The sequence below is a fragment of the Streptomyces sp. NPDC054932 genome (assembly GCF_053610205.1).
Map to the genome: position 1 here is coordinate 1 of NZ_JBSGXU010000112.1, position 18543 is coordinate 18543.

The 18543-nt window shown below is 72.1% G+C and carries 14 protein-coding genes; 9 read left to right on the plus strand and 5 right to left on the minus strand.

Annotation, left to right across the window (positions count from 1 at the left end):
* Positions 1–262: 262 nt before the first annotated feature.
* On the plus strand, positions 263–1447 hold the full coding sequence (locus ACWGE1_RS26205) for an AAA family ATPase (protein WP_453422928.1): 1185 nt from the start codon (positions 263–265) through the stop codon (positions 1445–1447).
* Here ACWGE1_RS26205 and ACWGE1_RS26210 read toward each other — a convergent pair.
* From ACWGE1_RS26210 to ACWGE1_RS26220, 3 genes are all read right to left on the minus strand, one after another.
* Positions 1444–1863 (minus strand): hypothetical protein, encoded by a 420-nt coding sequence (locus ACWGE1_RS26210; RefSeq protein WP_453422929.1) that lies wholly within the window; start codon positions 1861–1863, stop codon positions 1444–1446. The genes ACWGE1_RS26205 and ACWGE1_RS26210 overlap by 4 nt on opposite strands.
* Positions 1864–1939: 76 nt before the next feature.
* Positions 1940–3598: an amidohydrolase gene (locus ACWGE1_RS26215; RefSeq protein WP_453422930.1), complete on the minus strand. Its 1659-nt coding sequence runs from the start codon at positions 3596–3598 to the stop codon at positions 1940–1942.
* Positions 3599–3631: 33 nt separating this feature from the next.
* Positions 3632–5023, minus strand: coding sequence for a purine-cytosine permease family protein (locus tag ACWGE1_RS26220; protein WP_453422931.1), 1392 nt, complete (start codon positions 5021–5023; stop codon positions 3632–3634).
* Positions 5024–5161: 138 nt separating this feature from the next.
* On the opposite strand from ACWGE1_RS26220, the gene ACWGE1_RS26225 reads away from it, so the two are divergent.
* The 8 genes from ACWGE1_RS26225 to ACWGE1_RS26260 all read left to right on the plus strand — a co-directional run bounded on the left by ACWGE1_RS26225 (position 5162) and on the right by ACWGE1_RS26260 (position 17010).
* A complete protein-coding gene (locus tag ACWGE1_RS26225) occupies positions 5162–5764 on the plus strand; it encodes a TetR/AcrR family transcriptional regulator (RefSeq protein ID WP_453422932.1) in 603 nt (200 codons plus the stop codon).
* A gap of 306 nt (positions 5765–6070) precedes the next feature.
* The gene (locus tag ACWGE1_RS26230; protein WP_453422933.1) at positions 6071–6973 is read left to right on the plus strand and encodes an alpha/beta fold hydrolase; all 903 of its coding nucleotides are present in this window, start codon (positions 6071–6073) and stop codon (positions 6971–6973) included.
* Positions 6974–7345: 372 nt separating this feature from the next.
* On the plus strand, positions 7346–7510 hold the full coding sequence (gene fxsA, locus ACWGE1_RS26235; protein WP_453422934.1) for an FxSxx-COOH cyclophane-containing RiPP peptide: 165 nt from the start codon (positions 7346–7348) through the stop codon (positions 7508–7510).
* A gap of 29 nt (positions 7511–7539) precedes the next feature.
* A complete protein-coding gene (gene fxsBH, locus ACWGE1_RS26240) occupies positions 7540–9792 on the plus strand; it encodes a radical SAM/SPASM protein FxsBH, inactivated beta-hydroxylase extension form (RefSeq protein ID WP_453422935.1) in 2253 nt (750 codons plus the stop codon).
* A 71-nt stretch (positions 9793–9863) separates the two neighbouring features.
* Positions 9864–10598 carry an aminoglycoside N(3)-acetyltransferase gene (locus ACWGE1_RS26245; protein WP_453422946.1) on the plus strand — a complete coding sequence of 245 codons (735 nt, stop codon included), beginning with the start codon at positions 9864–9866 and terminating at the stop codon, positions 10596–10598.
* An 80-nt stretch (positions 10599–10678) separates the two neighbouring features.
* Complete coding sequence (locus ACWGE1_RS26250; protein ID WP_453422936.1) at positions 10679–12055, plus strand: TIR-like protein FxsC; 1377 nt, start codon at positions 10679–10681, stop codon at positions 12053–12055.
* Positions 12039–16028, plus strand: coding sequence for an FxSxx-COOH system tetratricopeptide repeat protein (fxsT, locus tag ACWGE1_RS26255; protein WP_453422937.1), 3990 nt, complete (start codon positions 12039–12041; stop codon positions 16026–16028). Before ACWGE1_RS26250 ends, fxsT begins: the two co-directional genes overlap by 17 nt.
* 85 nt (positions 16029–16113) lie before the next feature.
* Entirely contained in the window at positions 16114–17010 is an 897-nt protein-coding gene (locus ACWGE1_RS26260) for a DUF4231 domain-containing protein (protein WP_453422938.1), read from the plus strand.
* Between the two features lie 36 nt (positions 17011–17046).
* Here the strand turns inward: ACWGE1_RS26260 and ACWGE1_RS26265 are convergent, their stop codons facing one another.
* Positions 17047–17526 carry a hypothetical protein gene (locus ACWGE1_RS26265; RefSeq protein WP_453422939.1) on the minus strand — a complete coding sequence of 160 codons (480 nt, stop codon included), beginning with the start codon at positions 17524–17526 and terminating at the stop codon, positions 17047–17049.
* A gap of 97 nt (positions 17527–17623) precedes the next feature.
* Positions 17624–18508 carry a S1 family peptidase gene (locus ACWGE1_RS26270; protein WP_453422940.1) on the minus strand — a complete coding sequence of 295 codons (885 nt, stop codon included), beginning with the start codon at positions 18506–18508 and terminating at the stop codon, positions 17624–17626.
* Between the last annotated feature and the right edge of the window lie 35 nt (positions 18509–18543).

Consider the following 18543-nt stretch of genomic DNA (forward strand, 5'->3'; position numbering starts at 1 on the left):
GGTCCCCGCAGGACGAGCGCGCAACCCAGGCCGAACGGCACAACCACGGCCGCAGGCGCGAGCCGAGGAGACCCTCGTGCGGGGCACCGACCCACACCCGCACACCGCCAAGCACCCCGCAGGGGATCCGCACCCCGCAGGGGACGGGGCCCCGCCGGCGATTGAGGCGCCCACCCGGGCAGGGGCAGCCCCGCGCAGCAGAGGCACCGCCAAGCACCCCTCACTGCCGAGCACCCCGCAGGGGACACGGCATGATCGGGGCGTGATCACCACCCTCGCCGTCGAGAACTACCGCTCCCTGCGCAAGCTGATCGTCCCCCTCAGCAGGCTCACCGTCGTGACCGGGGCGAACGGGACCGGCAAGTCCAGCCTCTACCGCTCGCTGCGCCTGCTCGCCGACTCCGCCCGGGGCGGGGCCGTCGCGGCCCTGGCTCGCGAGGGCGGGCTGCCCTCCACCCTGTGGGCCGGACCGGAGAAGCTGGGGCGGGCGGTGCGCGAGGGGCAGCAGCCCCTCCAGGGGACGGTCCGCAGCGAGCCGGTCAGCCTGCGCCTGGGCTTCGCGGGCGACGAGTTCGGCTACGCGGTGGACTTCGGTCATCCCGTGCCGGTGGCCGGCTCCCTCTTCGCCCTGGACCCGGAGATCAAGCGCGAGTGCACCTGGTCCGGGCCGGTGCTGCGCCCGGCGGCCCTGCTGTCCGACCGCGCGGGGCCGGCCGTACGGACCCGTACCGCGGACGGCGGCTGGCACCGTACGCAGAACGCCCTGCGCCCGTACGACTCCATGCTCAGCGAGCTCGCCGACCCCCAGCTGGCCCCGGACCTCCTCGCCCTGCGCGAGCTGATCCGGTCCTGGCGGTTCTACGACCACGTCCGCACCGACGCCGGGGCGCCCGCCCGGACCCCGCGGATCGGCACCCGTACGCCGGTGCTCGCCGCCGACGGCTCCGATCTGCCCGCCGCGCTGCAGACGATCCGCGAGACCGGGGACCACGCCGCGCTGGACGAGGCGGTCTCCGCCGCCTTCCCCGGCAGCCGGGTCTCCGTCACCGACCGCGACGGCCACTTCGAGCTGGAGCTCCACCAGCACGGCCTGCTGCGTCCGCTGGGCGCGGCCGAACTCTCCGACGGCACCCTGCGCTACCTGCTGTGGACGGCGGCCCTGCTGACCCCGCGGCCGCCCGCCCTGATGGTCCTCAACGAGCCGGAGACCAGCCTGCACCCGGATCTGCTGGCACCGCTCGCCGACCTGATCCTCACGGTGAGCCGGGACACCCAGACGGTGGTGGTCACCCACGCGGCCCCGCTGGCCGACGCCCTGGCGGCCGGGAGCCGCCGGCACCGGGTGGACCTGCAGACCATCACTCTGGTCAAGGAGTTCGGCCGGACGGAGGTCGCGGGCCGCGAGGGTCCTCTGGACGAGCCGCTCTGGTACTGGCCCAAGCGCTAGGCGAGGTCCGCCGGGTCCGGGACGCCCAGCAGGCGGGCCGTGCGGGCCGCTTCGGCGTCGCAGACCTGGAAGTCGATCCGCCGCCCGTCCGGAGTCCGGTACTCCAGCACCTGCAGCCCCGGCCGCCAACTCCGGCGGACGACCGCCCGGCCGCCCACGGGCAGTGCGACCGCCCGGCGCAGGGGGGCCGCGAAGACCGCACCCGTACCGTCCGCGCCGGTCCGCAGCTTGCCGTAGCCGAAGAACCGCCGCCGGACCCCCTGCCGCCAGCGCGCCTGGCAGGGGACGGCGACGGCGGCGCCGCCCGCGGCGGCCGCCGTCCGGGCCTCCGCCCGGCGGGCGACCGACCTGCGCATCAGGGTGCCTGCCGTCAGCGCGACGAGCGCCAGGGCCACCAGTTCGACGAGTACGTCCATCTCCCCCACCTCTCCCCGGGCGACTGCCCCAAGTGGCCTCACACTAAAGGGTGTTCAGCGGGGAGAGGGCAGGGGATCAGGCCACCTGGTGGACCACCTCGCCCGCCACCACGACCGTCTCGGCGACCGTGCCCGGGATCTCGTCCGCCGCGACGGTGAGGATGTCCCGGGACAGGATCACGAAGTCCGCGGCCTTGCCGACCGTGAGGGAGCCGCGCTCCCGGTCCAGGAAATTGGCGTGGGCCGAGCCCATCGTGTAGCCGTGCACGGCCGTCTCCACGTCCACCGTCTCGGCCGGCTGCCAGGCCGGGCCGTCGCCGGACAGCGGGCGGCGCGTCACGGCCGTGTAGATGCCGACCATCGGGTCCATCTCCGCCACGTTCCAGTCGCTGGAGAACGCCAGCACCGCGCCGGCCTCGTGCAGGCTCCGCATCGGCCATGCCTTGTGCCAGCGGCCCTCGCCCACGTTCTGCGCCCAGTCCTGGCCGGGGCCCGCGATCTCCGGCGCGCAGTGCCTCGGCTGCATGCACGCGATCACGCCGAGCTCCGCGAAGCGCGGGACGTCCGCCGGGTCGAGGCACTCCACGTGGACCACCTGGTGGCGGGCGTCGCGCGGGCCGTTCAGGGTCCGGGCGTGCTCCACCGCGTCCAGGACGGTCCGGATGCCGCGGTCGCCGGTCGCGTGGACGAAGCACTGGAAGCCCCGTGCGTCCAGCTTCGCCAGCAGCTGCGCGAACTCCTCCGCGGGGTAGAAGGTCTCGCCCCGGTGCGCGCCGCATCCGGTGTACGGCTCCAGCAGTGCGGCCGTACGCGGTTCCACCACGTCGTCGATGTACAGCTTGAGCGGGCCGACCCGCAGCCGGTCCCCGGCGAACCGCCGGGCCGCGTCGGCGAATTCGTCCAGGTCGGCGTCGCCGGTGCCGCGCGGGTGGAATAGCGCCGCGACGACCCGTGAGCGCAACCGCCCTTCCGACCGGGCCCGTTCGAAGAGTTCGAGGTCGTCGAGGGAGTTCTGCGGCTCGACGACCGTGGTGATGCCGAAGCCGATGGCGTCGTCGAGGCTCTTGGCGAGCCGCCCGTACTGCCGGTCCGGCGAGGCCCACGGCACGCCCAGTTCGCGCAGGGCCCGGTGGCCGTCGCGGGAGAGTCCCTTGATGGCGAAGTCCTTGACGAATCCGGTGGGTTCGCCGGTCTCGGGGTCCACCGCGGCCGTGCCGAAGGGGAGGTCGGTGCGGTCCCGGGTGACCCCGAGCCGGCGCATGGCCGCCGTGTTCAGCCAGGCCGTGTGCACGTCGTACGAGAGCACGATCGCCGGGGTGTCGCCGGTGACGGGGTCGAGGTCGGCGGCGCACGGCATCCGCCCGCCGGGGACGGCGGAGTAGTCGAAGGCCTCGGCCTCGATCCATCCGGCGTCCGGGTTGGCCTCCCGCCAGGTACGGATCCGCTCGTGGATGCCCTCCAGGGTGCGCACCCCGGCGAGCTGGACACAGTCGGCGTCGGAGCCGAGCCGGACGTGGTTGTGGGCGTCGATGAAGCCGGGCAGGACCAGCTTGCCGCCCGCGTCGATCCGTTCGGTGTCCGGGCCGGCCCAGGCTTCGGCCCCGCTGTCCGGGCCGACCCAGACGATCAGTCCGTCGTGGACGGCGAGGGCCTCGGCCTCGGGCAGGTCGGGGTCGACGGTGTGGATCCGGGCTCCGGTGAGCAGCAGGTCGGCGGGGAAGGGGTGGCGTGCCATGTGAGGGTGCTCCGTTGCGTGTGGCGGTGTCGTTCAGGCGGCCGGGGCGTACGCCGCGACCCGGCGGCGGGTGAGGGCCCAGTAGGTGAGTCCGGAGACGACCGAGCCGAGCAGGGTGAGGTCGGCGCCGCCGAGCGGGGCGACCAGGGGCCCGGTCCACAGCTCGGAGTCGCAGGTCAGGGCGGCGAAGGTCATTCCGGTGAGCAGGGCGGTGATGCCGGCACCGTGGTAGCCGGAGCGGTACCAGTAGGCGCCCGCGCTCCCGGCGTGCAGTGCGTCGGCGTCGTAGTGGCAGCGGCGCAGCAGCATGTCGGCGAGAAAGACCCCTCCCCAGGGCGCGAACACGATGATCAGCAGGGAGAGGAAGGAGAGCAGGGAGGTGGTGAAGTCGGTGAGGAAGAGTGCGGCGAGCGAGCCGAGGGCGGTGACGGCGGCGCTGATGACGATGGCCCGGGCGCGGCTCCACGGGATGCCGAGGACCTGGAGGTTCAGGCTGGAGGAGTAGAGCGTGATGATCGAGTTGGTGACCGAGCCGCCGAGTACGAGGGCCAGGAAGAGCGGCTGGAACCAGCCGGGCAGCAGGCTCTCGGCCCCGGCGACCGCGTCGGTCATGTCGGTCTGGGTGGCGGCGGCGACGCCTGCGACGCCGAGGGCCACGGAGGAGACGAAGCCGCCGAGGGCGCCCATCCAGGTGATGGACTTCAGCGAGGTGGTCCGGGGCAGGTAGCGGGTGTAGTCGGCGGGCATCGGCAGGTACGAGAACGGTCCGGCGAGCATGACGACGAAGGCGAGGCTCCAGCCGGAGAGTCCGGGGGCGGCGGCCGGGGCGGCGGTGTCGGTGCCGGGCAGGACGAAGAGGAGCAGGACGCCGAAGCCGGCGGCGAGGACGTAGGCCATCCAGCGCTCGGCGAACTGCACGGTGGCGTGGCCCCACATGGCGACGGCGAAGGTCAGGGCGAGGGTGACGAGGAGGGCGGCGGCGCGGCCGGCGGTGCCGCTCTGCCAGCCGATCTCGGCGAAGAAGACTTCCAGTGCGAGGGTGCCCACCACGGTGTTGACGATGGTGTAGCCGATGCTCACCACCCAGTTGAGGACGCCGGCCGGGAAGTTGCCGCGCACGCCGAAGGCGGCGCGGGAGATGACCAGGGTGGCGGTGCCGGTGCGGATGCCGCTGAGTCCGGCGGCGCTGATGGCGAAGAAGGACAGTCCGCCGATCACGACCACGGCGGTGGCCTGCCAGAAGGAGAGCCCGAAGGCGACGGCGAGGGCGCCGTTGATCACGTAGGTGAAGGTGAGGTTGGAGCCGAACCAGAGCCAGAAGAGGTCCTTGGCACTGCCGTGGCGTTCGGCGTCGGGAATGGGGTCGATCCCGTGTGTCTCGACGCGGAACACCTCGTCGACGTCGACTGTCTCCTGCTGCCCCATGGCGGACCCCTGACCTTGAACGATCTTGAATGGCGTTCTAACTTCTTGAATGGCATTCAAGATGAAGGCTGGACCTCGACCCCGTCAAGACCCTGTCCGGGATAAGGTCGGCCCAGGAAGATCCGGAGGGCGGGAGCGGTGGCGGGAGCAGCACGGCGGCGCGACGGGCGGATCGCCCAGGAGCGGATGCTGGAAGAGGCCATGGCGGCCATCGCCGAGGACGGACTGGCCGCACTCACCATGTCCGCGCTGGCCGAGCGCCTCGGCACCAGCGGCGGCCACATCCTGTACTACTTCGGCAGCAAGGACCGGCTCCTGCTGGAGGCCCTGCGCTGGAGCGAGGAGCAGCTCACCGGGGAGCGCCGGGCCCTGCTGGGCCGCAGGGTGACGGCGGCGCGCAAGCTGGACCAGTTCCTGGAGCTCTACCTCCCCGGGGGGCCGCGCGACCCGCGCTGGACGCTGTGGATCGAGCTGTGGGCCCGTACCGCCTCCAACCAGCCGCTCAAGGCCGCCCAGGAGGAGATCGACGACAGCTGGCAGCAGGACCTGGAGGCCCTCCTGGCCAAGGGCGTGGACCAGGGCCGCTTCGCACCCATGGACGTGCCCGCGCGGGCCTCGGAGCTGCTCGCCCTGCTGGACGGCCTGAGCACCCGGGTCGTCCTGGGTCAGCGCGGCGCGGACCGCGCCCGGGCCCTGGAGCAGGCCCGCTCCGCGGCGGCCCTGCTCGTCCCCCGCGCCTGAGACCGGGGCCCGCCCGGGCGGGAACTCCTTCATTTCGAAATGCCCCGCCCGATGCGCCTCAATTCTGGACCCAAAAGCGGAAGCCGCCGTGCCGAAAAAGCCCTTTCGCGGCGACGGAGGGCAGTTCACGCCCGTTCACGCCCCCCATGCGCCCCCTTGACCAGGGCATATGCGGAAGGATCAAAGCCCTTCTCATATTCGTGAAGGCATTCACAAGAAATTCGCTCGAAGTGCGCCCTACCGCGCCCCTCCCCCAGCGAGCACAATCGCGGTGACGACCCGCATCGATCGTGAAGGAGGGAGCGCGTGCGCAATCAGGTGCGCACAGCGGACGGGCGCGCTCTGACCGTGGAGCGCTGGGGCGATCCCGACGGCAGGCCCGTTTTTCTGCTGCACGGCATGCCCGGCAGCCGCCTCGGCCCGGCCCCCCGGGGCATGGTCCTCTACCAGCGCCGTATGCAGCTCATCGCCTATGACAGACCCGGCTACGGCGGCTCCGACCGCCACCCGGGCCGCACCGTCGCCGACGTGGCCCAGGACGTGGCCGCCGTCGCCGACGCCCTCGGCCTGGACACCTTCGCGGTGGCCGGCCGCTCCGGCGGCGCCGCCGGAGCACTGGCCTGTGCCGCCCTCCTCCCCGACCGGGTCACCCGGACCGCGGCGATGGTCGGCCTGGCCCCCCGGGACGCGGAGGACCTGGACTGGTTCGCCGGGATGGCCGCCTCGAACGTCCGGGAGTACACCACCGCCACCACCGACCCCGAGGAGCTGGCGGCCCGGCTGATCCCGCGCGCCGACGGCATCCGCAAGGACCCCGGACGGCTGCTGGACGAACTGCGCCGGGAACTGACCGACAACGACCGCATGATCGTCTCGGACGCCGGTCTGCGGTCGATGCTCCTGCGGAACTACCGCGAGGGGCTTCGCCATTCGGCGTACGGATGGATCGACGACGTCCTCGCCTTCAGCCGCCCGTGGGGCTTCGACCCGGCGGACATCCGCTGTCCGGTGCTGATCTGGCACGGCGAGCTCGACGTGTTCTCCCCCGTGGGCCATTCCCGGTGGCTGGCCCGCCGCATCCCCGGGGCCACCACCAACATCGTTCCCGCCGCCGCGCACTTCGCAGCCCTGCGCGCGCTGCCCGACGTACTGAACTGGCTGCTGCGCGACCTCCCCGCACCCGAACGGAGCGAACAGCAGCCCGCGTAGGGGCCGTTGCCCCTCCGCCCGGCGGCGGGCGGCTCCCAGCCGGCCGGGCCCGCCTCCCGGCCGACAGGACACTCCCTCGCATCGTCCGAGGTCAGCGCGGTCCGGGCGGCCCGGGTCCGGGCCAGGTCCGGGCCGGGCGGGCCGGCCGCCGGAGCACCACCGGGACCCGATCGATGAAAAGGATCTTTCCGTCCGGCAAACGGCCGAATCCGCCACCTTGAGAAATCCGCCACGCTTTGCATAGAACGCTTGACCAGGCGTCATGTCTCGGTTGCCAATGGGGTGTGGCCGAGTAAAGTCCACGCTTGACAGCAGCGCGCCGCTGTTGTCATTCACATGCCCATTCCACATGGCTTCCCCAAGGACGGTGCCGTGAACACTTCAGCAACCCCCGCGACCAGCTCGGTCAAGGCCCACCGGGTCCCGCTCACCAAGATCGACGTCCACACCGCGTCCGCGGCGACGACGCTCGGTCGTGTGCTGCCGGCCGAATCTGCTCGTCCGGTTCAGGCACCGATCTTCAACTCCGCGCTCTGACGCCGAAGCAAGCGCTCTAGACTGGTGGAATGACCGGCCTGATCGCATTTCGCGAGATCGTCCTGAAAGTTCACAGCAGATGCGATCTTGCTTGTGATCATTGCTATGTCTACGAACATGCAGATCAGAGCTGGCGAGCCCGGCCGAAAGTGATCTCCCCCGAGGTTATTGCGCATACCGCGTCGAGGCTCGCCGAACATGCCCGTGACCATGCACTCCCCTCCGTCACGGTGATTCTCCATGGAGGGGAACCCCTGTTGGCGGGCTCCTCCCGGCTCCGTCTCGTGTGCGAGGAGTTCACCCGGGCGCTCGACGGGATCTCCGCCCTCGACCTGCGGATCCACACCAACGGACTTCAGCTCGGCACCCGTTACCTCGACCTCTTCGCCGAGTTCGGCGTCCGGGTCGGAATCTCCCTCGACGGGGACCGCGCCGCCAACGACCGCCACCGCCGCTTCGCCGACGGGCGCAGCAGCCACCCCCTGGTCCTGGCCGCCGTCGCACTGCTCCGTTCGGAGCCGTACCGTCACCTCTACCAGGGTCTGCTCTGCACCGTGGACGTGGCCAACGACCCCGTCGCCGTGCTCGACGCCCTGGTCGAACTGGAGCCCCCGCGGGTCGACTTCCTCCTCCCGCACGCCACCTGGGAGACGCCCCCGGACCGCCCCGACGGTGCGCCCGACGCGTACGCGCGCTGGCTCCTGCGGATCTTCGACCACTGGGACCGGCTCGGACGCCCGGTACCCGTACGGCTCTTCGAGTCCCTCCTGTCCACCCTGCGCGGCGGCCCCAGCCTCACCGAGTCGCTCGGCCTCGCGCCCACCGACCTCGTCGTCGTCGAGACCGACGGGACCCTGGAGCAGGTCGACTCGCTCAAGAGTGCCTTCGAAGGGGCCGCCGCCACCGGGTTCAATGTCTTCGACCACGCGTTTGACCAGGTCGCGGCCCATCCCGGGGTCCGCGCCCGGCAGCTGGGCCTCGCGGGCGTCAGCGACTCGTGCCGCCGGTGCCCCGTCGTACGTTCGTGCGGGGGCGGGCTCTACACCCACCGCTACCGCGAGCAGAACGGCTTCGACAACCCCTCCGTCTACTGCACCGACCTGCGCGAGCTGGTGGACGGGGTCGAGGGCCGCACGGCCCCGCGGGAGACCGCGCCGCAGCTGACCGACCCGGCCGAACTCGCCCGGTCCCAGGAGGAGCTGACCCGGATCCTGCTGGCCCGGCTGCACGCGGACCTCGCCGCCGATCCCGGCTGGGCGCAGGCCTGGGAGCTGCTGGCCGCCGTGGAGCGGGCCGGGGAGGCGGGCGCGGAGGCGCTGGACGCCGTACTGGACCACCCCTTCACCCGGACCTGGGTGCTGGCGGCCCTGGACGCCGCCCGCGACGGCAGGCAGGACGCCCCGGAGGCGGCGCGCAGGCTGACCGCGCTGGCCGCCGCGGCCGTGCTGCGCGGCGGGCTGGACCTGCCGGCCGAGGTGGCCTACCGGGACGGCGAGGTGTACCTGCCGACGCTGGGGCTGCTGCGGCTCGGGGAGCCCGGCACGGAGGGCCGGGCCGCGCTGCGCGTCACCGACGCGGGGTACGCCGTACGGGACGGCCGCGCCGAGCACCGCTTCGGGCCCGCGGCGGGGGACGCCCGCTGGCAGCCCGTACGCACCTGGTCGCCCGGACCGGACGCGGCCCCGGTGGCCCTGGAGGACCTCGACCCGTACCGCAACTGCTTCGCCCGCCCGCCCAGGCTCCGCCTCGGCGCCGGGGAGGCCGAGGAGTGGCGGGGCAGGCTGGACCGGGCGTGGGCGATGCTGCACAGGGCGCTGCCGGAGTTCGCCCGGGCGGCGGCCACCGGGCTGACCACGCTGACCCCGCTGGCGGGCGGCCCGCGGGCCGGCGGCTGGGGCGAGGCGGGCCGGCACGGGCCGGGGGCGCTCGGGGTGCCGTACGCGGCAGGGGTGCGGGAGACCGCGCTCGCGCTGCTGACCGGGCGGCGGCGGACCCGGCTGCGGGCGCTGACCGAGGTGGCCGACCTGTACGCGCTGGACGGTGAGTGGGAGCACCGCTCGCCGTGGCGGGAGCGGCCGGTCCCGGTGTCCCGGCTGCTGGCCGACGTGCACGAGCGGGTGGCGGTGGAGGCCTACCGGCGGGCCACGGCGGCGCCCGAGCCGGGCGGCGCGGACCGTATCCACCAGGCTCTGGACCGCCTGTCGGAGGCGGCCGAGCTGACCGTCACCGGGAAGCGTCTGGTCGCGGAGCTCCGCTACGAACTGAAGACGGTCGACGTGTGACCGGTGCCTCCCCCGCCGTCGGCAGGCTCCGGCTGGCCGTGCAGCTGCGGCTGCTCGGGGTCCGCCCCGGCATGCGGCTGATGGTGCACGCCGCCCTCGGGGGGACCGGGTTGCGCGCGGAGGTGCTGCGCGACGCCCTGACGGGCGTCCTCGGGCCGCGCGGGACCCTGGTGGTGCCCGCGTTCACCCCGGAGAACTCCAAGACCTCCAGCGCCCATCTGGGGCGGATCGCCGGTCTGGACGAGGCCGGGGTGCGGGCCTTCCGCGAGCGGATGCCCGCCTTCGATCCGGCGTGCACACCGAGCCAGGGCATGGGCTCCCTGGCCGAGGCCGTCCGCACCGCGCCGGGGGCTGCGCGCAGCGCCCATCCGCAGACCTCTTTCGCGGCCCTCGGGGCGGACGCGCAGGAGCTCTGCGCCGGTCACCGGCTCGAAAGCCACCTGGGGGAAGAGTCACCCCTGGGAAAACTGTGCTGGGAGGGCGGGCAGGTACTCATGATCAATGTGGGGTTTTCAGTCTGCACCGCTTTCCATCTCGCGGAGTATCGAATTCCGAAGCCCCCCTTGCGCATGTACGAGTGTGTGGTGAAGGTGAACCTTCCGGGGCTGCAAAGGCACCGGCAGGAGGGGGCGTGGACCGCGTACGAGGACGTTGCGCTGGACGACAGCGATTTCGCGGAGATCGGTGACGCGTTCCCGGATTCCCGGGTGCGCACGGGGCGGGTGGGAGGCGCGTCGACCATGCTCTTCTCCCTCCCGGAGGCCGTCGATCACGCCCTTGAGTGGATGACCGAAAACAGACGCTGATTGACTGAACGATGAGGGGATGTGGCGAAGCAGCTCCGGAATGATGTTTCTTCGCTTCGCATCTTCGGGACGGGGGTCGTGTGCCCGCATCAGGGGAGCCGTACTTTTTTCTCAGTTACGCACATACGCCGAGGTTCGGGGCCGGGGGACCCGACCCCGACATGTGGGTCGAGCGCCTCTTCCGCGATCTCTGCGGGCACGTCATGGCGCTGACGGATCTGCGCGCCGGGTACGACGTCGGGTTCATGGACCGGGAGATACGCAGCGGCGAGGGCTGGTCCGAACGGCTCGCCCGGGCACTCGCCAACTGCCGTGTCTTCGTTCCCCTCTTCTCGCCCCGGTACTTCGCCAGCGAGATGTGCGGGAAGGAGTGGTTCGCCTTCGCGCAGCGCGCCGTCCAGCACGGCGCGGTCAGCAACAAACAGGCCGAGGCCATCGTGCCCGCGTTATGGGTACCGGTGCCCCCGGAGCAACTGCCCGGCCCGGCCGAGCGGTTGCAGTTCAACCACAACACCTTCGGGGAGCGTTACGTCACCGACGGCCTGTACGGGCTCATCAAGCTGCGCGGTTACGCCGAGCAGTACGAGCAGGCGGTGTACGAGCTCGCCCGGCGCATCGTCCAGGTCGCCGAGACCGCCCACCTGGACCCCATCCGCCCGCTGGACTACCGGAACGTACCGAGTGCCTTCGGCCCCAGCGGCAGCTCCTCCCGCACCCTGCACGTGACCGTGGCCGCCGCCTCGCGGCACGAACTGCCCGAGGGCCGCACCCCCGAGTACTACGGGGACACCGCGCTGGAGTGGAACCCGTACCATCCGGTCGCCCAGCGGCCCATCGCGTACGTCGCCGAGGACCTGGTCAAGAACCTCAACTACCAGACCACCATGTCCTCCTTCGACGACGACGCCGGACACCTCGACGGCAAGCAGCTGCCGACCCGGCCGGAGATCCTGATCGTCGACCGCTGGGCGGTGGAGGACGAGGAGCGGCGCCGGCGTCTGGCCGCCTTCGACCGGGACCCGCGGCCGTGGATCAACGTGGTCGTGCCCTGGAACCGGTACGACCACCAGAGCCGGACGAAGGAGAGCGAGCTGGCCGACCGGCTGGAGAACACCATGCCCCGGACGATGAGCCAGGGCCGGGCCGCCTGCCGGGCCGCCGCCAACGGCGTGGCCAACGTGGAGACCCTCGGCCAGATCCTGCCGCAGGTGGTCGAGGCCGCCGCCCAGCAGTTCCTCAGACACGCCCAGCCGTATCCACCGAAGGGGGACACCTCCATCGACCGGCCGCGGCTGCTGGGTCCGATGGGGATGAACGGTCCGCCCGGGCCGCCCCCCCTCCGTGCCCCCTTCCCGCCCGCCTCCGACCGGCACCGGGCAGGGCCGGCGGGCGCCGGCCTCCACGACAACGACGACAACGACACCGACCGGGGGGACGCGGATGACAGCGAGCAGTGACAGCGACAGCGACAGCCGTGACGGACGCATCGTCACCTTCTACTCGTACAAGGGCGGCACGGGCCGCACCATGGCACTGGCCAACACCGCCTGGATCCTGGCCGCCAACGGCAAGCGGGTCCTCGCCGTGGACTGGGACCTGGAGGCCCCCGGCCTGCACCGCTTCTTCCACCCCTTCCTGGACCCCTCCACGCTCGGGGCCACCACCGGGGTCATCGACCTGATCAGTGAGTACGCCTGGGCGGCGACCAGCCCGGTGCAGCGACCCGACGACTGGCACAAGGACTACGCGCGGATACAGCCGCACGCCGTCTCGCTCACCCCGGAGACCCACGGCTGGGAGTTCCCGGACGGCGGCACCCTGGACTTCGTCTCGGCGGGCCGGCAGAACCGCGAGTACTCGGCGACCGTGTCCACCTTCGACTGGGACAACTTCTACGACCGGCTCGGTGGCGGCCTCTTCTTCGACGCCTTACGCGCCGACATGAAGCGCAACTACGACTACGTCCTGATCGACAGCCGCACCGGCCTGTCCGACATCGCGGACATCTGCACCGTCCACCTCCCGGACGTCCTCGTCGACTGCTTCACCCTGTCCGACCAGTCCATCGACGGCGCCGCGTCCGTGGCCCGCCAGATCGACGAGCGGTTCAACGACCGCGGCATCAAGATCTACCCGGTCCCGATGCGCATCGACGAGGGCGAGAAGGAGAAGGCCGACGCCGGCCGGGCACTGGCCCGGATCAAGTTCGACCGCTTCCCGAACGGCCTGGTCGGGGACGAGCTCACCTCCTACTGGGGCGCGGTGGAGATCCCGTACCGCCCCTACTACGCCTACGAGGAGACCCTGGCCACCTTCGGCGACGAGGCGGGGCTCACCAACTCCCTGCTCTCCGCCTTCGAACGGCTCACCGCCGTGGTCACCGAGGGACACATCACGGCCATGCCGGCCATCGGCGAGGAGGTCCGGCTGCGCATCCGGGACGCCTTCACCCGGCGCCGCCCGGCGCTGCCCGCCGACCTGTTCCTGTCCTACGTCGCCGAGAACCGGATGTGGGCCGACTGGATCGAGTCGGTGCTCACCCGGGCCGGGTTCCGGGTCGTGCCGAAGGACGTCTCGGCCGAGCGGGCACCGGGACCGTCCGCCGGGGACACCCTCGGGGGCGCGGGCATCAGCATCGACACCGCCGCCCGGACCGTGGTGCTGCTGTCCACGGCCTACCTCAAGTCCGCCCGGGCCGTGGACGTGTGGGAGCGGGCGGCCGCCGAGGACCCGACCGGGGGCCGGCGCCAGCTGGTGCCGCTGAGGGTGGGCGACGTGCGGCTGTCGACCCCGTACATCGACCGCAACCCGGTGGACCTCTTCCGGCTCGACGAGGTGCACGCCACCACCGCCCTGCTGCGTGCGGTGGAGCGGCCGATGGCCCTGCCCGACGGCGGGGGCAGTGCCTCGCAGCCCGGCCCCCGCTTCCCGGGGACGGTGCCGAAGATCTGGAACGCGCCGCCCCGCAATCCCGGGTTCACCGGGCGCAGCATCGTGCTGGAGCGGATGCGCGACCAGCTCGGCGGCGGCATGGCCGTGGTGCTTCCGCAGCCGCAGACCCTGTTCGGGCTCGGTGGTGTCGGCAAGACCCAGGTGGCGCTGGAGTACGTGCACCGGTTCATGGCCGACTACGACCTGGTGTGGTGGATCTCCTCGGAGCAGACCGACGACGTGGTCGCGGCCCTCGCGGAGCTGGCGGTGCGGCTGGGCGCGCAGACCGGCGAGGACATGGCGGCCGCTTCCCAGGAGGCGATCGACCTGCTGCGGCGCGGGGTTCCCTCCTCCCGCTGGCTGCTGGTCTTCGACAACGCGGACGATCCCGAGACGCTCAAGCGGTTCTTCCCGCCGGGCGGGCCGGGCCACGTCCTGGTGACCTCCCGCAACCAGTCCTGGTCGCAGTACGGTGACGCGCTGCCGGTGGACGTGTTCCTGCGCGAGGAGTCCATCGAGCACCTCCAGCGCCGGGCCCCCGGGCTCAGCAAGGACGACGCCGAGCAGGTGGCGATCGCGGTGGGCGACCTGCCGCTGGCCGTCGAGCAGGCGGGCGCCTGGATCGCGGAGACCGCGACCCCGGTGGCCGCGTACATCGAGCAGCTGGCCGAGCAGGCCGCGAGCGTCCTGGGTCTGAACCAGCCGCCCGGGTATCCGGAGCCGGTGGCCGCCACCTGGAACATCTCGATCGAGCGGCTGCAGTCCCGGTCCCCGGCGGCCGTCCGGCTGCTGCAGCTCTGCGCCTTCCTCGCGCCCGAGCCGATCTCCGCGAACCTGCTCTACAGCAAGGAGATGATCGACGCCCTCAAGCCGTACGACGCGTCGCTGCAGGAGAAGCTGGTCCTCGGCCGGGTGATCCGCGAGATCGGCCGGTTCGCGCTGGCCAAGGTCGACCAGGTCAGCAACAGCATCCAGGTGCACCGGCTGGTGCAGGCCGTGATCCGGTCGCAGATGCCGGAGGAGGACCAGCGCCAGGCCCGGCACGCCGTGCACCGGATCCTGGCCGGTGCACGGCCGGACGACGACGAGCCGATCGACAATCCGGAGACCTGGCCGCGGTTCAACACGATCTGGTCCCACCTGACCCCGTCCGAGGCCCGGTTCTGCAAGGAGCCGGAGACTCGCCGGCTGCTGATCGACCGCGTGCGCTACCTGTGGAAGCGCGGTGACTTCAAGGCGGCGTACGCGCTCGGCGAGGAGCTGCGCGAGGCCTGGAAGGAGATGCTGGGCAACGACGACCTGCAGTACCTGTACCTGCGTTTCCACCTGTCGAACATCCTGCGTTCGCAGGGCCGGTTCGTGGAGGCGAAGGAGCTGGACGAGGTCACGCTGGAGCGGCAGAAGGCGGTGCTCGGTCCCTCGCACCCGCACACGTACATGACCATGAGCGGTCTGGCCAACACGCTGGGCGCGCTGGGCCATTACGGGCAGGCGATGGAGCTGGCGACCGACGCGCACGAGGGCTTCAGCCAGATCTTCCACGAGGCGCACCCGCGCACGCTGGCCGCCGCCAACAACCTGGCGCTGAACCTGCGGCTCGTCGGCCAGTACACCAGGGCCCGCGAGATCGACCAGGAGGTCCACGACCTGCGCACGGAGGTGCTCGGGCCGGAGCACCCGTACACCCTGTCCTCCGCGCAGAACCTGGCGCGCGACCTGCGCGAGGTGGGCCGGTACGAGGACTCGGTGCAGCTGCTCAGCCGGACGTACGACACCTACAAGCGGACGCTGGGACGGGCGTTCCCCGGCACCCTGTCGGCCGCGAAGAACCTGGCGGTGTCGCTGCGCCGGGCGGGCCAGCTGGAGGACGCGCTCCGGCTGACGACGGCCACCCGGGCGCGCTACCGGGCCAAGTACACCTCCGTCAATCCGGACCTGCTGTCCTGCGAGCTGAACCTGGCCTCGGACCTGTTCGCGACCGGGGACCCGGGCGGGGCGCGGGACCTGGCGCAGGAGGTGGTGAACGAGTACATGAAGGTGCCGGGCGAGCGGCACCCGTACACCCTGGCGGCCGTGAACAACCTGGCGGTCTTCCACTGGGGCACGGGCGCGGCGGAGACGGCGGAGACGATGCTGCTCCAGACGATACGGGGCATGCGGGACGTGCTCGGCGACAACCACCCGCACACGGTCTTCGCCCACCTCAACCTGGCCAACACCCGGGCCGATCTGGGCGATCCCGAGGGTGCCCTGGAGCTGGAGCGGCTCGCGGTGATGCGGCTGCGCGAGGCGCTGGGGGCGCACCATCCGGAGACCCTGGCGAGCAGCTCCAACATGGCGATCAGCCTGGACTCGATGGGGCGCAAGGAGGAGGCGGCCCGGCTGCGGTCGGAGGCGGTGTCCGAGCTGACCCGGCTGCTCGGCGAGGAGCACAGTCTGGCGCGGTACGCGCGCGACGAGCGGCGGGTCCATCGCGACCTGGAGCCTCTCGCGGTCTGATCCGACGGAGGGCGGCGGGGGCTGCGTCATCGCGGGGCTCCCGCCGCCCGCCACCCGACAGCAGGGGGGCGCTGTGACCGACAGCATGACCTTTCGAAACGAGGACCTGCCGGCCCTCTTCCACCACACCGACCAGGCCGCGGTCTCCCGGCAGCGGGAGTCCACCCAGGCCACCCGCACCCAGTTGCTGCTGCTGGTCGCGGCCGCGGCGGCCGCCGCTCTGCCCGCCGGGCCGAAGCTTGGCTCGATGTACCTGTTCGGGCTCCTGAGCGTGGTCTCGTACGTGGGGGTGCTGGGCGTGGGCATGCGGGCGACCCGGCGCCGGGCCCGCCCGCAGTGGCAGCTCAACCGCAGTGCGGCGGAGTTCATCAAATCCCTGGCCTGGCGGTACGCGGTGCACGGGGCGCCGTTCGGCAGTGAGGTCGCCGCGCCCGAGGCGACGTACCGCACCCGGCTGGAGGCGGGTCTGGCCGAGCTGCGGAAGATGGGCTGGGAGGATCCGCGGGGCCCCGGGTCGGTGCCGGAGGGCGGGGAGATCACCGGGGCGATGCAGCGGCTGCGCGGGATGGACTACCAGGCGCGGCGCGAGACGTACGTCCGGGACCGGCTGATCGAGCAGCGCAACTGGTACCGGCGGCGGACGGAGGTGTCCAGGCGGGCGACAAACCTGTGGTCGTGGACGATCGTGCTGCTGACGTGCCTGGCCCTGCTGTTCGCGCTGCTGGGGTCGTTCGGGTCGGGTCCGGGGCCGAGGCTGACCGCGCTGCTGAGCGCGGCGGCGGCGGCCGGCATCGCCTGGAACGAGGTGCGCCGCCACCATCCGCTGATCGAGGCGCACACCCTGATCGAGCAGGATCTGGCGGCGATGATGGTCGTGATGCAGACGACCATCACCGAGTCCCAGTGGCCCTCGTCGGTGTACGAGACGGAGCGGTACGTGTCGCCGCAGCACACGGACTGGCTGGCCCGGCACAGCAGTTGAGCGTCGTTCCCGACGATGCGCCGTGGGGGGCGTGGCTCAGTCCCGGGTCACGCCCTCGCGCCAGATGACGGTGACCGGCTTGCCGAGCGCCCGCGCGTAGGCGACGATCTCGGCGGTGCCGCCGTGCCCGCGGGCGGGCCGGCCGTCCCAGACGGCGACGAGGCGGTCGCAGGAGTCGGCGATGTAGGTGCCGGCGGCGTAGTAGGCCTCGTCCGTGGAGCGGGCGAAGTCCATCCGGACCTCCTGGGTGGCCCGGAGCCTGAGCCCCCGGTAGCGGGCGAGCGCCCCTGCGTCCTCGAAGCCGTCCTCGTAGTCCCCGCTGGGGATGACCACGGTGAGGTCGGCGCCGCATTCGAGCGCTATGGCGGCGAACAGCTGGTCCGCCCCTTCGGCGAGGCTGGAGAGGGCCTCCAGCGGTCCTTCGTGGCCGCCCAGTACGGCCCGCAGGGCGTCCTCCACATGGCCGAGCACCGACTCCGGAATGGATCGGTGCCCGGTCACGCCGATTCGTTTCATGCAGAAACCAGCCTCCCCCGTGGACACGGCCGCCTGGAACATCCTCCCAGAAGGCGGGAGGACGTCCAGGGGTGCGGCGGGGGCGCGTGAGTCACCGTCAGTAGACGCTGACTCCATAGGCGTTGAGGGCCTCGACCACGGGCTGGAAGAAGGTCGTTCCGCCCGAGGAGCAGTTTCCGCTGCCGCCCGAGGTGAGGCCGACGGCGCGGGAGCCCGAGTAGAGCGGGCCGCCGCTGTCGCCGGGCTCGGCGCAGACGTTGGTGCGGATCATGCCGTAGACGATGTCGCCGCCGCCGTAGTTGACGGTGGCGTTGAGCCCGGTGACCCGGCCGCTGTGGATACCGGTGGTGGAGCCGCGCCTGGTCACCGACATGTTGAGGGTGGCGTTCACGGCGCTGGTGATGTCCTGGCTGCCGACGGTCCCCGGGGGTACCGGCGTGTTGCTCGCGTACTTGATCAGGCCGTAGTCGTTGGTCGGGAAGCTGGATCCGGTGGTGGTGCCGAGGACGTTGGTGCGGGCGGAGTTGGTCCACCAGGTGCCCGCGCCGTCGGTGCAGTGCCCGGCGGTCAGGGCGTAGTAGTTGGCGCCGCTGCGCACGTTGAAGCCGAGCGAACAGCGCCAGCTGTTCGCGTAGATCGCGTCGCCGCCGGAGGCCAGCTTGGTCAGCTTGCCGGGGGTGCGCTCGATGCGCAGCGCTCCGGCGTCGGATCCGGCCTCGCTCCTGATTCTCGCGATGGCGGCGTCGGAGACGGTGGAGTCGGCGGTGACCACGAGGGTTCCGGTGGCGGGGTCGGTGTGCCAGGCGGTGCCCGCGACGTTGGCGCGCAGGACGGATGCGCTGGCCGAGGCGAGCCGGTCGGCGCTGAATCCGTCGTCCTGCGGGTGCGCACTCGCAGCCGTGGGGACGGCGAGCGCTGCGGCGGCGGCCAGGCCGGTGGCCATCGCGAGCAGCCTGGTACGGGTCATGCGCTTGATCCTCACTTCTCGTCCTCCTGGAGAGGGTCGGGGGCCCGGCG